Origin of the sequence: Butyricicoccus pullicaecorum (genome assembly GCF_002160355.1) — a bacterium.
Classification (GTDB): domain Bacteria; phylum Bacillota; class Clostridia; order Oscillospirales; family Butyricicoccaceae; genus Butyricicoccus; species Butyricicoccus pullicaecorum.
The window spans coordinates 1-15,281 of sequence record NZ_NFKK01000022.1; the positions used below are offsets into that span (position 1 = coordinate 1).

The 15,281-nt window shown below is 58.7% G+C and carries 12 protein-coding genes; 2 read left to right on the plus strand and 10 right to left on the minus strand.

The features are described from left to right. The first annotated feature begins 57 nt into the window (after positions 1–57). Positions 58–558, plus strand: coding sequence for an RNA polymerase sigma factor (locus B5F17_RS12925; protein ID WP_087374445.1), 501 nt, complete (start codon positions 58–60; stop codon positions 556–558). After that, positions 542–1,756: a DUF4179 domain-containing protein gene (locus B5F17_RS12930; RefSeq protein ID WP_087374447.1), complete on the plus strand. Its 1,215-nt coding sequence runs from the start codon at positions 542–544 to the stop codon at positions 1,754–1,756. The genes B5F17_RS12925 and B5F17_RS12930 overlap by 17 nt, the downstream gene beginning before the upstream one ends. A 309-nt stretch (positions 1,757–2,065) precedes the next feature. Here the strand turns inward: B5F17_RS12930 and B5F17_RS12935 are convergent, their stop codons facing one another. The 10 genes from B5F17_RS12935 to B5F17_RS12980 all read right to left on the minus strand — a co-directional run bounded on the left by B5F17_RS12935 (position 2,066) and on the right by B5F17_RS12980 (position 15,277). Further along, positions 2,066–3,010, minus strand: a complete 945-nt coding sequence (locus tag B5F17_RS12935) for a magnesium transporter CorA family protein (RefSeq protein WP_087374449.1) — start codon at positions 3,008–3,010, stop codon at positions 2,066–2,068. Between the two features lie 195 nt (positions 3,011–3,205). Then, positions 3,206–4,378: a cell division protein FtsZ gene (gene ftsZ, locus B5F17_RS12940; protein WP_087374451.1), complete on the minus strand. Its 1,173-nt coding sequence runs from the start codon at positions 4,376–4,378 to the stop codon at positions 3,206–3,208. A 184-nt stretch (positions 4,379–4,562) separates the two neighbouring features. Further along, positions 4,563–5,822 carry a cell division protein FtsQ/DivIB gene (locus tag B5F17_RS12945; protein WP_087374453.1) on the minus strand — a complete coding sequence of 420 codons (1,260 nt, stop codon included), beginning with the start codon at positions 5,820–5,822 and terminating at the stop codon, positions 4,563–4,565. Positions 5,823–5,853: 31 nt separating this feature from the next. Continuing rightward, positions 5,854–6,975, minus strand: coding sequence for an undecaprenyldiphospho-muramoylpentapeptide beta-N-acetylglucosaminyltransferase (gene murG / locus B5F17_RS12950; protein ID WP_087374455.1), 1,122 nt, complete (start codon positions 6,973–6,975; stop codon positions 5,854–5,856). 16 nt (positions 6,976–6,991) lie between these two features. Then, positions 6,992–8,185, minus strand: a complete 1,194-nt coding sequence (locus B5F17_RS12955; RefSeq protein ID WP_087374457.1) for an FtsW/RodA/SpoVE family cell cycle protein — start codon at positions 8,183–8,185, stop codon at positions 6,992–6,994. 28 nt (positions 8,186–8,213) lie between these two features. After that, entirely contained in the window at positions 8,214–9,221 is a 1,008-nt protein-coding gene (gene mraY, locus B5F17_RS12960; protein WP_016148667.1) for a phospho-N-acetylmuramoyl-pentapeptide-transferase, read from the minus strand. After that, positions 9,218–10,591 carry a UDP-N-acetylmuramoyl-tripeptide--D-alanyl-D-alanine ligase gene (locus B5F17_RS12965; RefSeq protein ID WP_087374459.1) on the minus strand — a complete coding sequence of 458 codons (1,374 nt, stop codon included), beginning with the start codon at positions 10,589–10,591 and terminating at the stop codon, positions 9,218–9,220. The genes mraY and B5F17_RS12965 overlap by 4 nt, the downstream gene beginning before the upstream one ends. 44 nt (positions 10,592–10,635) lie before the next feature. After that, complete coding sequence (locus B5F17_RS12970) at positions 10,636–12,081, minus strand: UDP-N-acetylmuramoyl-L-alanyl-D-glutamate--2,6-diaminopimelate ligase (protein ID WP_087374461.1); 1,446 nt, start codon at positions 12,079–12,081, stop codon at positions 10,636–10,638. Positions 12,082–12,102: 21 nt separating this feature from the next. After that, positions 12,103–14,601 carry a penicillin-binding transpeptidase domain-containing protein gene (locus B5F17_RS12975; protein ID WP_087374463.1) on the minus strand — a complete coding sequence of 833 codons (2,499 nt, stop codon included), beginning with the start codon at positions 14,599–14,601 and terminating at the stop codon, positions 12,103–12,105. 91 nt (positions 14,602–14,692) lie between these two features. Continuing rightward, complete coding sequence (locus tag B5F17_RS12980) at positions 14,693–15,277, minus strand: hypothetical protein (protein WP_016148671.1); 585 nt, start codon at positions 15,275–15,277, stop codon at positions 14,693–14,695. Positions 15,278–15,281 lie beyond the last annotated feature (4 nt).

The following is a 15,281-nucleotide window of genomic DNA, read 5'->3' on the forward strand; positions in this document are numbered from 1 at the left end:
CCCCGTCACACTTCCCCCACCTGCCTCGTCTCTATTACAGAAAGGAGGGAGACCTTTATGCTCTGGAAATCACCCGATGAGGCCGACGCCTTTGTCGCACGCTACGCCGATACCATCCTGCGCCTTGCAATGACCTATTCCCTGTCCCGCGCTGATGCGCAGGATATCTGTCAGGATGTCTTCTGCCGCCTGCTGCAATCCGACCTCAACTTCGACTCACCCACCACTGAACGCGCTTACGTCCTGCGCAGTACGATCAACGCCTGCAAAGACCTGCTCAAAAGCGCATGGCGGCGCAAGCACACCGCCCTCGACCACGCTTCCCACATCCCCGCACCCGCGTCTCCCGACCCGGACGATACCCTGCTGCGCACCGTGCAGGCGCTGCCTCTGCGGGATCGGGAAGTCATCCATCTGTATTACTACGAGGGCTACGACACAAACGAGATTGCCGACCTCATCGGCATCTCTCCCGCTGCGGTGCGCAAACGCCTGAGCCGCGCACGGGATAAACTCAAACATGAACTGGAGGGATACGGATATGAAACGCTATACTGACGCCATGAACGAGGTGCGCTTCACCCCGGAGGAAAAGCAGGAACTGTCTGCCAGACTGCGACAGGCTGCGCAGTCTGCACCCCAGCATACACGCAAACCCAAACGACATCGCATGCGCAGAGCGGTCTGCGGTGCGCTCGCGGCTGCACTCGCCGTCACCATGCTCACCGCCGCTGCCGTTCCGGCCTTTGGGGATACGCTGCGGGCGTTCTTTGGGATGCCGGTTGACGCTTACGGGGTCGGCAAATCGGTAGAACGAGACGGATGGACATTTACAGTCGAAGAATGTCTGGTAGATGACAATGTATTGTATACGTCGATACAGGTGCAAATGCCCGAAAGCTTTCCGATCGATGAATTGAAAGCAGAATTTCAGGAAAATGGAATCACCGACTTGAATGATCTACTGGATGACTTCTATATCGACGCAGAAATTGCACTGCATGCATCGGGCAGCGAAGAAGAAATCCCGTACCCGCAGCTTTCCGATACCAGCTGCATGAAGATCGATCTGGACAATCGGACACTCGATTTTGTATGCTTCAAGCAGTTCCATACCACAGGACAATCCTCTGCGCAGCTATCCAGCATCGAGTCCTTTGACCTGAGCATTCAGCAAGTTGGGTTCTGCTCACTGAATGACAATAGTCAGGATATCGCCCTTTTCCAGGACAATTTTTATCCGCTGTCCATCTCCGATATTCCCCTGCAGCCGGTTGAAACCATTTATCTCACACCCAACGATGAAGTTCCGATTTATGGTGGTACATCGACACTTACCAGTCTTTCCATCTCTCCGCTGTTTGTCACGGTACGCGTCGAAGGAGGTTCGTGTTATAATCACGGCTGGGTACTTCCGACGCACCCCGAGTATCTCTTAAGTCCGGAAACTGCACGATTGATCGCGGAAGGCAAGCTGGAAAACACGACCTGTGACTGCGACTTTGATCTGCATTTGAAGTACAAAGACGGTCGTGTGGTCTTTATCGGTCATAGTTTAAGTGATATCGAGCCGGATTACAGTGTCGTCAGCTCTTCGAGTGGCGGTACTTATTGCGAAGATGGCATCGATTATCGCACCAAGCAGCCCAACGGTAAAGATACGTATGTTTCGACCAGTGTACGTTTTGCAGTCCCGCAGGATTTAGGTCAGATCGAGTCGGTGATTGTTTGCGGGAAGGAGTACAAGTTACGTTAAATTTTGGGAAAACCAATCCGGCAGGTTGGTTTTCATGAACGCGCTGAGCGCGTAGGGCAAAAAAAAGACCGTCCAAAAGGACGGTCTTTTGATTTGTTTTGTTTAATTGAAACCCGGGTCGAACACCGGGTTTCAAGAGGGGATTTCGGACTCTGCGGAGTCCGACTCAGGGCTCTGCCCTGAGAACCCGCAAGCCTTTCGAGAAAGGCTTGAGCGAAAGCTTTATTTCCGCCTAGCACTCGTTTCATCCGCGCGCAGCGCGGGAATAAGGATAGTGACCTACGGGCCGGGCGGGATTGCTTTCCTCTCTTACAGCAGATCCTTACGCTTCATGTAAATCCATGCGCCGATGCAGCCGCAGATCGAGATCACGACCGGCACCCACCACCAATAGGCAAACGGCAAATCATTTCCGGTAATATTCATGCCATAGAAACCGAAGATAATATTCGGAATGGTCATGATAATAGTGATAACGGTCAGAACCTTCATGATAATATTCAGGTTATTGGACACGACCGAGGCGTAAGCATCCATGGTACCCGCCAAAATGCTCGAGTAGATGCCCGCCATCTCGATCGCCTGACGAATCTCAATGAGCGCGTCCTCGAGCAGGTCGCGGTCGTCCTCATAGAGCTTCAAAATGCGTCCGCGCAGCATCTTCTCCATCGTCACTTCGTTGCCTTTCAGCGATGCGGAGAAGTAAACGAGCGATTTAGACAGGCCGAGCAACTGGATGAGCTCCTCATTCTTGAGCGAGTCGTACAGTCTGCGCTCGATCTTGGTAAAGTCGCGCTCGATCATACGCAGGTTGCGCAGGAATAAACCGGCGACGCGCAGCAGAATCTGCAAGACAAATCGGGTGCGCATGGCCGTGTGGATGTCGCGTACCTTATTCTGCGCGATGCCGCGCAGAACGGTGGTGTCCTGCAAGCATACGGTGATGACCGTATTGGGCAGGACAATGATGCCCATAGGCAGGGTGCCGAAGATCTTAGACTCATCCTGCTCCACGTTGCTCTCTTCCAGCGTCGGAATGTCAACGATGAGCAGGGTCTGGTCTTCCTCAAGCTCGACACGGGAGCTCTCTTCCGGGTCAAGCGCAGCGCGCAGGAAGTCTTCCTCGACGCCGGTTGTCGCCAGGACGTGAGTGATCTCCTCGCTCGTCGGGCGCACCAGATTCACCCAACAGCCCGGCTCAAATTCGTACAGCGGACTCAGCAAGCGTGCGTCCGACTTAAAGTATTCGATCATAGAGTAACCGCCTTTCCGCGGTGGTCACTCCATGTGCTTCGGATGTGACCCACCGCAAACCATATTCTGATTCCGTTTTCGACTCGGTTCAGGGCTCACGGGCCCATCACATCCTTTCATTTCTCTGGTCTCGTGCGGCAAAAACAGCCCTCTTTGTAGGGGGGCTGTTTTTTATATGCACTGCGAAAAGTATTCTTAGTTATTGTGATTGAAAATATCGATGATTGCCTTGAATGCGTCGTCCTCGATATCCGACTGAGTGGGCTGCTGGGGCTGCTGTGCGGCCTGCTGCTGCGCACGGAAGGGAGACTGGAATGCAGTCTGCTGCTGTGCACCGCTGTTCGGTGCCGGGGTAGCACCCTCACGGATGGGCGGAACGATGCTGCCGTCTACACCCTTTGCAGACTCGGGAACGGTGTCAAAGCCGGTTGCGATAACGACGACACGCAGCTCGTCGTCCAGTTCCTCGTCGATGGATGCACCGAAGATGATGTGTGCGTCCGGATGTGCAGCTGCCTGTACCATGCCTGCTGCGGTCTCGATCTCCTCGAGGCCGATATCGGACGAACCGCTGATGGACAGGATGATACCGCGTGCGTTGTCGATCGAGGTCTCAAGCAGCGGGCTGGAAATTGCCATCTGCGCTGCCTCGGTTGCCTTGTCCTTGCCGGTTGCAGCGCCCGTACCGATGTGTGCAAAGCCTGCGTCCTTCATGACCGAGGTAACGTCTGCGAAGTCCAGGTTGATGAAGCCCGGAACGGTGATGAGCTCGGAAATATTTGCAACTGCCTGACGCAGTACGTCGTCTGCGATAGCGAATGCGTTCTTGAAGGTGATCTTCTGCTCAGAAACGAACTTGAGGCGCTCGTTCGGGATGATGACGAGGGAGTCTACGTTCTCGCGCATGTTCTCGATGCCGTAGAGCGCCTGATCGAGACGCTTCTTGCCCTCGAATGCGAACGGACGGGTGACGACACCAATGGTCAGCATACCCATAGAGCGTGCGATCTCTGCAACGACCGGAGCTGCGCCCGTGCCGGTGCCGCCGCCCATGCCTGCGGTGATGAAGACCATGTGAGCGCCTTCGAGTGCGGAAGCGATCTCGTCCTTGCTCTCCTCGGCAGCCTTCTGACCGCGCATCGGATCGGAGCCTGCACCCTGACCCTTGGTGATCTTCTCACCGATCTGGATCTTGGTCGGTGCGCCCGAATACTGCAGCGCCTGCTTGTCGGTGTTGATGGCGATAAACTCTACGCCCTGGATACCACTCGAGATCATGCGGTTGACTGCGTTGTTGCCGCCGCCGCCGATACCCACGACCTTGATATTGACTACATTGTCAAGTCCTGTTTCAAACTGAAAACCCATTATGCCGTCCTCCGTATGTAAATTCGCAAATTTTCGATATCTTGAAATCCTTTTTGATAGGCTGTTTTCCTGAAATGGGCGCACATCCCCCATTTCTTTTCATTTTACAGCTTTTTGCGCAATTTGGCAAGATGTTGCCGGTCATTTTGCGAAAAAAACTTATTTTTCTGTCTGCCCCTCCGGATTATTCTTCCTCCGAAGAATCGCTGTCCGAGGTGTCCTGATCGCTTTCTTCCCCGGTGTCATCAGACGTGTTTTCAATGTGCTGGATGGTGGCCTGTCCGCGTGCGGTTTTTTCCACCTCTCCGGCCGATAAACTGGTGTTTGTGATCGCACGGTCACCGAGCGCCAGATTGATCGAACCCTTGTCCGACGGGCTGAACTGATCGCCGGTCACAAGCGCCTGCAAGATGGCGAGCTTGTGGTCAAGATTCTTGGTATCGCCCACGCACACGGCAAAGCGTTCCTCGTACAAAAACCAGATGCTGTCCAGATCCTGCAAGTTATAGAGCGTTGCCTTTCCGCCCAGACCGACCTTGTCCAGACCGTTTGCCAGCGTCTTGAGCGCTTCGAGCACGTCGGGGTCTTCAGCGGGCAGCGTCTGACCGGGCTCTGCACCCGGTGTGCGCAGGCCGAGCACCTCGGCTGCGTCCTTCGCGCCCTCCTGATCGGTGCGCTCCAGCACACGGCAGTCCTTGTCCAGCACGAACCAGCCGCCCTGCGTACTGTTGACCGCCGCGATCGGCTGTGCCTCCTTGACGGTCACGACCATGCGGCTGGGCAGGTCACGCTCGACCGACACGCTCTCAAAGTACGGATACTGTGCAAGCAGTCGTTTCTGACCGCGCAGGCTGTCGCAGAAGAACAGGTTGTCCCCTTGCTTGATGCCGAACGTGTTCAGCACGTCCTGCGTTTCGTAGCGGGTCAATCCCACGATCTCCAGCTGCTCGACGCGGAAAAAGGCGGTCAGCGCCAGCACGCCGCACACCAGACTGAGCAAAACCGCAATGATCTTGGTCAGCCGTGCACGGCGCTCCTTGCGCCGCACGATCTTGCGCAGATGCTGCACGCGGTCGCGCCCGGTGCGTCCGCCGCCCAGCGGTCTCTGGGTCACGCCCTGCTTCTGTGGAGTCAGCTTCTGCGTGCCCTGCACCCTCGCGGTCATGCCACTCTGACCGCTTGGGCGCTTAGACGGCTGTGTCCCCTGCGTTGCTTGTGTTCTCTTTCCGGACGGCTGCGCCGTCTGCGTCCTTGCGGGCGCACTCCCTGATCGGCTCGCCGTCTGTTTCTTCTGTTTGGAAGCGCGTTTCGCCCGGTTTTCGCCCGTTCGGCGGTTGCCCCCGGTCTGCGTCGGGGTGCGCTCGGGCACAGCAAACCGGTCAAGACCGGTCAGCTGCTCCCGCTTTTCTCCCGACGGCACGCGCTCGTTCTCTCTCTTCGCCATACCGAACCCTCTCCCTGTCCGTCCGCGCAGATCAGCGCAGGACCGACAGAATCTGCTGGTAGATCTTTTCGCCTGCGTCCAGCTGCGCAAGGCCTGCCGCTGCGCGGCTCATCTCTGCCCGACGGGCATCGTCCGCGAGCAGGCGCTCGGTCATCTCGAGCAGCGTCTGCGGGGTCGCGTCCTTCTCCAGCAGCACCTCGCACGCGCCTGCATGCTCGAGCGCACGCGCGTTCTTCTCCTGATGGTTCTCGGCCACATAGGGCGAGGGCACCATGATGGACGGTTTGCCCAGCGCGCACAGCTCGCCGATGGTGGCGGCACCGGCACGGCAGATGACCAGATCGGCCGCCGCCATGTACGATGCCATATCGTAAATATATTCGGTCACTTCAATGTTACCGCCGGTCAGCTTTGCGCCCTGCTCGCACGCCATCTTGGGCAGCCACTGGAAGGCCGCCGAACCGGTCGCGTGAATGTGACGGAAGCTGCTGCCCTGCTTGGTTTCCAGCGCCAGCATGCCGGCCATGTGCTCGTTCATGTACTTTGCACCCATCGAACCCCAGAACGACACAACCAGGCGGTCACTGTCCGAAAGTCCTAACTTCTGACGGGCTTTTGCGCGGTCGGCAAACACGATCTCGCCGCGCACGGGCGAGCCGGTCAGCTCGACCTTATCGCCGCCGCCCACCAGTTCGCGTGCCTCCTCAAAGCAGATGAGCACCTTGTCGGCCTTCTTGGCCAGCATCTTGGTGGTGATACCCGGATAGGCGTTGACCTCGAGCAGGACGGTCGGAATGCCCAGCTTTTGCGCCGCCGAGACGACCGGGAACGAGGCGTAGCCGCCGCAGCCGATGACCACGTCGGGCTGTGCCTTGCGGAGCAGCTTCTTTGCCGTGCCGATGGATGCCATCGCCTGACGCAGCGCGTTTACATTGTGGCCGATGGCCGACGGGCTGAACGAGCGGCGCAGGCCGGTGATCTCGATGGTGTCGAGCGGATAACCCTCGCGCGGCACCAGACGAGACTCGATGCCCTTGCTCGTACCCGCAAAGCGCACCTCGGTATCCGGGCGCTTGCTCTCAAAATAACGTGCGATGGCCAGACCCGGTGTTACATGTCCGCCCGTGCCGCCGCCGGTAATGTACAGCTTCATAGAATTTCCTCTCCCCCTAGCCCCTTCGCTTTTCACTGGGGCGCATATAGCGTGAAATATTCAGGATAATGCCCATTTCGCCCATCTGCATGAGCAGTGCGGTGCCGCCGTAGCTGAAAAACGGCAGCGATGCGCCGGTAACCGGGAACAGACCGGTGACGACCCAGAGGTTGACCAGCGTCTGGATGGCGAGCTTAGTGGCGATACCGGTCGCGATCAGGCAGCCCATCTTGTCAGGCGCGTGGAAGGCGATGTAGTAGCACCGATAAATCAGAAAGGCGAACAGCACAAGCACCAGAAGTGCGCCAATAAAGCCCATCTCCTCGCACCAGGCCGAGAAAATAAAGTCGTTCTGCGGCTCGGGCAAGTAGAGGTGCTTCTGTCTGCCCTGTCCGAGACCCAGTCCCCAGAATCCGCCCGAACCGATGGCAATCTGGCTGTTGCCGCCCTGCCAGCCGTCGTGCTTGAACAGCTCTTCGGTGGCGAAGGGGTTAAGCCAAGCCTCAATACGCGCGCTTGCATAGCCCTGGGTCGCGATGTACCACGTACCGGCTGCACCCACGACGATGCCGATCGGGATAAAGTACCAGATCTTCATGCCCGACACGATCAGAATAGCCAGACCGATGCCGAAAATAATGATGGTCGCAGACAGGTGCGGCTCGAGGTACAGCAGTCCGGCAATCAGCGCCAGCGCACCGAAAAACGGCAGGTCACCGCGAATCTGGCGTATACGGTCGCCGTAGCGCACGGCGTAGTACGAGAACGAAATGATGACCGCGTCCTTCATCAGCTCGGACGGCTGGAATTCACCCAGAACGGGCAGCTCAATCCAGCGCTTCGCGCCGTTGTGATCGACACCGACCAGCGGTACCAAGATCAAAAGCGCGATACAGAAGATAAACAGCGGTTTTTGAAAGCGCAGATAGACATGATAGTCGATCCCCGAGATGACCAGCATGGCGACAAAGCCGACCAGAACATACAGTCCCTGTCGTCTGACAAAGAACGTACCGTCGTTAAACTTGCTGATGGCTGCCGGATAGCTGGCCGAAAACAGCGCGATCAGACCGACCACCAGCAGCAGTATAATACCGATCAGCGCACGCGTGTCCAGGCGGTGCGCCTTGGGCGCGGCGTGCTTGGGTGCGGCCTGCTTTTCGCGCCGCATCCGCAGGGGCATGCCGCCTGATGTTGGATTTGCGTTCATCCAGGGCTCCTTTCCAGCGGGAAGGCCGTTACGCTACCAGCATCCAGGACAGGATACACATAACAACCGTAATACCCGCAAACACGAATACAATCTTTTTCTCACCCCAGCCGCACATCTCAAAGTGGTGATGGATGGGCGCCATCTTGAACAGGCGCTTGCCGTGGGTGGCCTTGAAGTAGGTCACCTGCAGCACCACAGAGACGGTCTCGATGAGGTAGATGAGGCCGACCGGGATGAGCAGCAGCGGCTGACCGGCTGCAAACGCCAGACCAGCGACCGCACCGCCCAAAAACAGCGAGCCGGTGTCACCCATAAAGACCTTGGCCGGGTTAAAGTTATAAATGAGGAAGGCGCACAGGGCACCAATCAGCGCACCCGCGAACACGGTCGCGCCCAGGTTGCCCACGGCGTAGTTGAGTGCCGTAAAGAACACCGCAACCGGCAGGGTCACGCCTGCTGCCAGGCCGTCGATGCCGTCGGTCAGGTTGACCGCGTTGTTCTCGGCCACGATGGCGAAGATCGCGAAGATCAAATAGACAATCCACGGCAGGGTCAGCGTGATGCCGGTGCCCGGAATGGGCAGGTACACGCCGCCGTTCTCTGCCATCGGCAGGTCGCCTGCCAGATGCAGGAGCGACACAAAGACCGCTGCGACCACGATCTGAAGCAGCAGTTTCTGCTTGGGCGTCAGGCCGGCGTTTTCCTTCTTCTTGATCTTGGCCCAGTCATCGACAAAGCCGACGCAGCCGTAAGCCACGGCCAGCAGCCAGACCGAGAAAAAGCTGCCCACGCCCACGCTGCCGCCGGTGAACACACCGAGCGCAATGGCGGTCACGAGCATGGCGACCGTAATACCGATCATGAACATAAAGCCGCCCATGGTCGGGGTGTACTGCTTATTCATGTGCCACTTCGGGCCGATTTCCAGAATCTTCTGGCCGAATTTCTGCTTTTGCAGCCAGCGAATGACCGGCTTGCCGATGACGGCCGTCACCACAAAGGCGACGATCGCCGCGAGCAGGATGGTTTTCATGATTCAACTTCCTCCCCCAGGAACAGTTTCAAAGCATTTTCCATTTTCATCGCACGGCTGCCCTTGAACAGCAGTGCATCCCCCGGCTGTGCCGCCGCGCGCAGCGCCTCAGCCAGCGCCTCGTGCGTGTCAAAGCACGCGATGCGTGCCGCGTCCATACCGGCCTCGACCGCGCCCTCCTTGAGGTACGCGGTGTCCGGGCCGTAGGCAAACAGGTAGTCGGCGTACTGTGCTGCTGCCCGTCCGGCTCTGCGATGGCCGTCGGGTGCGTAGTCGCCCAGCTCTCCCATGCAGCCGAGCACGGCAAAGCGGCGCCCCCCCGCCATCTCACCCAGCACGCGCAGCGCGGCTTCCATCGAGTCCGGGCTTGCGTTGTAGCAGTCCTGATAGATGGCAAAGCCGTTCTTCTCGTAGCGCTGCTCGCGCATGCCGACCGGGCGATAAGCCGCAAGGCCTGCCGCCATGTCATCGCCGTCCAGACCGAGCAGCCAGCCGCAGGCAGCCGCCGCCAGTGCGTTGCCCACGTTGTGGGTGCCCTGGGATGCGACCTCGACCGTCTTTCTGCCCTCCGGCCAGATGAGCGTGAAGCGCAGCGTACCGTCGGTGCACGAGATATCCTCGGCGCGGAACTCACAGTCGGGATTATTCTGTCCAAACCACACGATGCGGCCGAACAGGCGGTCTTTCTGCTCCCACAAGAGCGGCTCGTCGCCGTTTAACACCGCGATGCCGCCGCGTGCGGCCAATCCCTCGAGAATTTCCATCTTTGCACGGCAAATGCCCTCACGCGAGCCCAAAAACTCGATGTGAGAGGTGCCGATCATGGTGATGACCGCGATATTGGGCTGGCCGCAGGCCGCCATCGCCGCGATCTCACCAAAAGCCGACATGCCCATCTCAAAGACCGCAGCCTCGGTGTTTTCGTCCATCTCGAGTGCGGTCAGCGGCATACCGATGGTGTTATTCAGGTTCCCCTGAGTCTTGAGCGTGTCGTATCGCTCGGACAGCACCGATGCGATCATCTCCTTGGTGGTCGTCTTGCCCACCGAGCCGGTGACCGCGACAACCGGGCAGTCAAACTGCGCCCGGTATCCGCCCGCGAGGTCGAGCAGACCCTGACGGGTATCCTCGACGTAGAGTGCGGGAATCGAATAGGTTTCGTCCTTGCGGTGGGTCAGAACTGCGGCGGCGCCGCGCTCGATGGCCTGACCAATAAAGTCATGTCCGTCGAACCGCTCGCCCTTGATCGCAACGAACAGGCTCCCCGGGCCTGCCTCGCGCGCGTCACGCACGACGCTTGTGATGACCGGGTCGGCCGTGCATGTGCCGCCCGTCCAGGCCGCAGCCTCTGACAGGGTAAATTGCTGCATCTCTTTCTATGCCCCTTTTTGTTCTTTTTATCGGCAAAACCGTTTTATACGTTCTTTTCCTTGAAATAATCTGCCACGATCTCGCGCTCGTCCATGTGGTGCTTGACGTGGTCGATCTCCTGATAGGTCTCGTGACCCTTGCCCATGAGCACGATGACGTCGTCCTTCTGGGCAATGTCCAGCGCGTGATAGATGGCCGCACGGCGGTCACAGATCACGTCCACCGGCACCTTGGCATCCTTCATACCGGCGACGATGTCCTCGATGATGGCCTCGGGCTGCTCGGTACGCGGGTTATCCGAGGTGACGATGCAGTAGTCGGACAGCTCGGCCGCCAGATGACCCATGATCGGGCGCTTGGTGCGGTCGCGGTCGCCGCCGCAGCCGAACAGGGCGATTACTCTGCCCTTGGCAAAGCCGCGCACGGTGCGCAGGATGTTGGATACGCCGTCGGGTGCGTGCGCGTAGTCAATGAGTACGGTATAGTCGGTGTCGGTCGGTACGACCTCGGCACGACCCTTGACGCCGTGCGCGGTGCCCAGTGCGCGGGCTGCGTGCTCGAGCGGTACGCCCAGAGCGACGCACACGCCCAGCGCTGCCAGCGCGTTCTCGACCGAGAAGTGACCGGGAATGCCCAGCGATACGCGGGCAATCGCGTCGCGAGTCGCTGCGACGAAGGACACGCCCGACGCGCCCAGCTCGATATTCTTAGCCGACAGGTCGGCTGCGTCCTTGTCTGCCGAGAAGGTCAGGCAGGGGCACGCAGCGTCCGCGAGCATCTTATCTGCAACCGGGTCGTCGAGATTGATGACGCCCTTGTCGGAGATCGTGAACAGCTTGGCCTTGGCCTCGCGGTAGGCCTCCATGGTCTTATGGAAGTCCAGATGATCCTGGGTCAGGTTGGTGAACGCGCCGACGGCGAAGCGCACGCCGCGCACGCGGTCGAGCACCAGCGAGTGCGACGAAACTTCCATGACGCAGTGCGTGCAGCCAGCCTCGGCCATGCGTGCAAACAGTGCCTGCAATTCGTAGGACTCGGGCGTGGTGCGCTCGGTCGGGATGACCTCGTCGCCAATCATGTTCTGATTGGTGCCGATGAGGCCAACCTTATGACCCTCAGCTTCCAGAATGTGCTTTACGAGCGTGGTGGTCGTGGTCTTGCCGTTAGTACCGGTCACGCCGACCATGGTGAGCTTGCGCGAGGGATGGTCAAAGCGGTTGCCCGCGATGTCGGCCAGTGCGGCTCTGGCATCGGGAACGATGACCGCCGGGATGCCCTTACCGGCCTGCTCGCACACGACTGCGACCGCGCCCTTCTTGAGTGCCATGCCGATATAGGCATGGCCGTCGGTGGCGAAGCCGCGCACGGCGACGAACAGGTCACCCGGCTGGACGACGCGCGAGTCATAGCGCACCTCGCGGATGTCGATATCCAGATCGACCGCGGTGTAGGTGAACGGGATATCCTTCAGTAAATCTCTCAGTTTCATAGAGAACCTCATTTCTTATACTTAGCGGTCGTTTACGCCCTCGGTGTTGGAGAACTCGACCTCGATGACCGTGCCGACCGACACCTTGGTGCCCGCGGCAGGATTCTGCTTGATGGCAGTCGTCTGCCAGTTGTATTTGCTCGACGCTACGCCCGTGCGGCGCAGGTACAGGTTATTGTTCTTGAGGATGGCCTCGACTTCCTCGGGTGCGCGGCCAACCAGGTTGGGCACGGTGACCGGTTCGGTGGTCTTGGTGCGGTCGCCCAGATAAATAATCATCTGGCTGTCGACCGGTACCTTCTGACCGGCACTCGGTACCTGATCGCTGACCGTATCGCCCTCGCCCAGGAATCGGTAAGTTAGACCAGCGCTCTCGGCTGCCGCAGCTGCCTCGTCCTTGGTCATGTCGATGATGCGCGGCGTGCTGACCTCGCGGCGGTCGGCCTCGGTCTCGTCGTATACCGGCTCGACACCGATGTACGGCAGAACGTCATTCATGACACGGCCGACAACCGGTGCGGCAATCGCACCGCCGCCGTGAGTCGCCTCATTGGGCAGGTCGGAGATGATGACCAGAACGGCGATCTGCGGGTCATCCATGGGCGCAACACCGGTAAAGGATGCGGTATAGCGCTGCTGGTCGGTCGGGGTGCCGGGCAGCGACAGCTCGGACGTTGCGGTCTTACCGCCGATGCGGTAGCCTGCAACGTAAGCGTTCTGGCCGGTACCTTCGGAGACGACCTTTTCCATGGCCTCGCGCATGTATGCCGAGGTGTCAGCCGAGATGACCTGACGCTTAACCTCGGTCTCGATGGACTGTTTGACCGTGCCGTCGGCGTTCAGAATCTCCTTGACCACGTGCGGGGTCTTGAGCTTGCCGTCGTCTACGATGGCGCAGACGGTGGACAGCATCTGAATGGGAGAAACCTTAAAGCGCTGACCGAAAGACGCGGTCATCAGGGTACTTTTGGTCTTTTGCAGGGACTCCAAGGTGTGCATATCGATACCCTCGATGGAGTCACGTTCGCCCGGCAGGTCGATGCCGGTGCGATTGAGTAGTCCAAACGCGCCAAAGTATTTATAGAACGCATCCGGCCCCAGCTGGGATACAATCTGCATCATGGCGACGTTGCACGAGTTCATGAGTGCTTGGGTCAGGGTCTGCTGGCCGTGGCCTCCGCGTTTATGGCAGTTGATGACGGTCTCGGAGTCGACGCGCAGCGAACCGCCGCAGAAGAATGTACTGTTGGAGCCCACCGCCTGTTCCTCGTAGGCCGAGGCGACGGTGAGCAGCTTAAAGACCGAACCGGGCTCATACATGTCGGTAACCGGCTTGATCTTCCACATGTCGCTCAGCGCGGTGACGCGCAGATCGTCCAGAATGCTGATATATTCCTCATTATTTACAATGCTTTCGCTCAGGTTGTTGACACCGCCCGACTTGAACCACTCGTCCGAGGGCAGGTTGTTCGCGTCCATGCCCTTTTCGGTCAGTGTCTCCACCAGATCGGACTTCATGGTCGCAATCTGCTGTTCGTTGTTGATGATACGTGGAGTATTGGGGTCGAAGTCGGGCAGCTCGGCCAGCGCCAGAATGTCGCCGGTCTTGACGTCCATAACGATGCCCGATACGCCGCCGCGTGCCTGCGGGTTGTCGGCCAGTGCGGTTTCCAGCTGCTTTTCCAGCATTTCCTGAATGGTCGAGTCGATGGTCAGCACGATGGAATTGCCGTCCTGTGCCGGGACATACTGCTCGGCCTCGACCGGCAGATTGCCGCCCGCCGAGTTTGCCGCGCGTACGACACGACCGGACGAGCCGGCAAGCTCGCTCTCGTACTGCAGCTCGATACCCGACTGACCGGTCGGATTCTCACTCTCGTTCATAAAGCCGATGACCTGAGAGGCAAACGAACCCATGGGATAATACCGGCGATAGTCGTCAACAAAACCGAGTATACCGCTGTAAATAAACGCCTCGTCCGAGTATGTACCCTGTCCGTCGTTAGCCCGGATGCGCTTGGTGTCCTCGTCATAGGCTTTCTTTGCCTCGGTCATCTTGGCGCGCAGCTGGTCTGCGACCTCTTTTTCCACGCCAAAGGCGATACTCAAACCATGCTTATCGGTCATCTGTGCCTTTTGCAGCGCGGTATTGTAGTCCACGCCCAGCACGTCGGACAACAGCTGTGCGACGCGCTCCTGCTGCTCCTCTACCGGGATTTTCAGTACCTTGGTGTTGGTATTGTCGCTGCTGAGGAACATATTGGGATAGATCTCGACGCGCTCGGTGCTGGCCGAGACCGCAAGTTCGGTCATGTTGCTGTCGTAAATGGTGCCGCGTTTGGGCTGTAAGATCGTGTCGCGAGTCTGGAGCGAGTTTGCCTTGGTGTTATAGTAATCGTACTGATACACCTGCATCCACAGCAGACGCACGACAACCGCAGAAAAACCGATGGTGCAGGCGACGGCAGCCAGCGCAGCCATGCGCCGCTGCATTTCCTTTCCCGGTCCTTTGATGGGCATAAGCGTGATTCCTCCGTCAAAATCAGAAAAAAGAAGGAGTCAGAAGTGTTTGACACCTCTCACTCCCGTAGTATCTATCTTATTGCGGGGCTCAGCGCAGATATTCCAAAAGAGCGGTGAAACCGCGCACGAGCGAACCGACCACGCCGCCGGTCACGGGCGCAGAGGCCGAGACCTCAATGCCGCCCTCGCCCGCCAGCTCGATGTACTCGATCTGGCTGCTGTTGAGCTTCACCATACCCAGGGTATTTTCTGCGTAATCCGCAATGTACTCCGCGCTGTACTGCTGTTCGTACTTGCTCATGAGCGATACGTGTTCACTCTCGAGCGTCTTCAGGTCGGCCTCACAGGACGAAAGCTTGTGGGTCTCGACCGTCAGCAGCATTTGCGAATAGATCAGGCAAACACATACCGCCGCAACGAAAATGGCGCAGAACAGGCGCGCCGGCGTCACCAGTCGGATATGCTGCCGGATACGGGCCCCCTTTTTGGTTTTCTTCGCCTTGCGGGCATTCTGTGTCCCTTGCTTGGATGCCGGCTGTCTGCCCACCGGCTCCCGTCTCTCAGTCTGCGTCGGCTTCTTGCGTTCCGGCGCTTCAAAACGGCTGGTATCCAGCTGGTTTGGCGATGATGCGGCGTCCAGCCGATAGGCAACGCTTTCGCGGCTTGCTTTCATAACA

What these genes read in the sequence shown, in the direction of transcription:
- murG (WP_087374455.1), bottom strand. Translation starts at nt 6,975, where the DNA reads ATGAAGCTGTACATTACCGGCGGCGGCACGGGCGGACATGTAACACCG.
- B5F17_RS12975 (WP_087374463.1), bottom strand. Translation starts at nt 14,601, where the DNA reads ATGCCCATCAAAGGACCGGGAAAGGAAATGCAGCGGCGCATGGCTGCG.
- B5F17_RS12970 (WP_087374461.1), bottom strand. Translation starts at nt 12,081, where the DNA reads ATGAAACTGAGAGATTTACTGAAGGATATCCCGTTCACCTACACCGCG.
- mraY (WP_016148667.1), bottom strand. Translation starts at nt 9,221, where the DNA reads ATGAAAACCATCCTGCTCGCGGCGATCGTCGCCTTTGTGGTGACGGCC.
- B5F17_RS12930 (WP_087374447.1), top strand. Translation starts at nt 542, where the DNA reads ATGAAACGCTATACTGACGCCATGAACGAGGTGCGCTTCACCCCGGAG.
- B5F17_RS12965 (WP_087374459.1), bottom strand. Translation starts at nt 10,591, where the DNA reads ATGCAGCAATTTACCCTGTCAGAGGCTGCGGCCTGGACGGGCGGCACA.
- B5F17_RS12925 (WP_087374445.1), top strand. Translation starts at nt 58, where the DNA reads ATGCTCTGGAAATCACCCGATGAGGCCGACGCCTTTGTCGCACGCTAC.
- B5F17_RS12980 (WP_016148671.1), bottom strand. Translation starts at nt 15,277, where the DNA reads ATGAAAGCAAGCCGCGAAAGCGTTGCCTATCGGCTGGACGCCGCATCA.
- B5F17_RS12945 (WP_087374453.1), bottom strand. Translation starts at nt 5,822, where the DNA reads ATGGCGAAGAGAGAGAACGAGCGCGTGCCGTCGGGAGAAAAGCGGGAG.
- B5F17_RS12955 (WP_087374457.1), bottom strand. Translation starts at nt 8,185, where the DNA reads ATGAACGCAAATCCAACATCAGGCGGCATGCCCCTGCGGATGCGGCGC.
- ftsZ (WP_087374451.1), bottom strand. Translation starts at nt 4,378, where the DNA reads ATGGGTTTTCAGTTTGAAACAGGACTTGACAATGTAGTCAATATCAAG.
- B5F17_RS12935 (WP_087374449.1), bottom strand. Translation starts at nt 3,010, where the DNA reads ATGATCGAATACTTTAAGTCGGACGCACGCTTGCTGAGTCCGCTGTAC.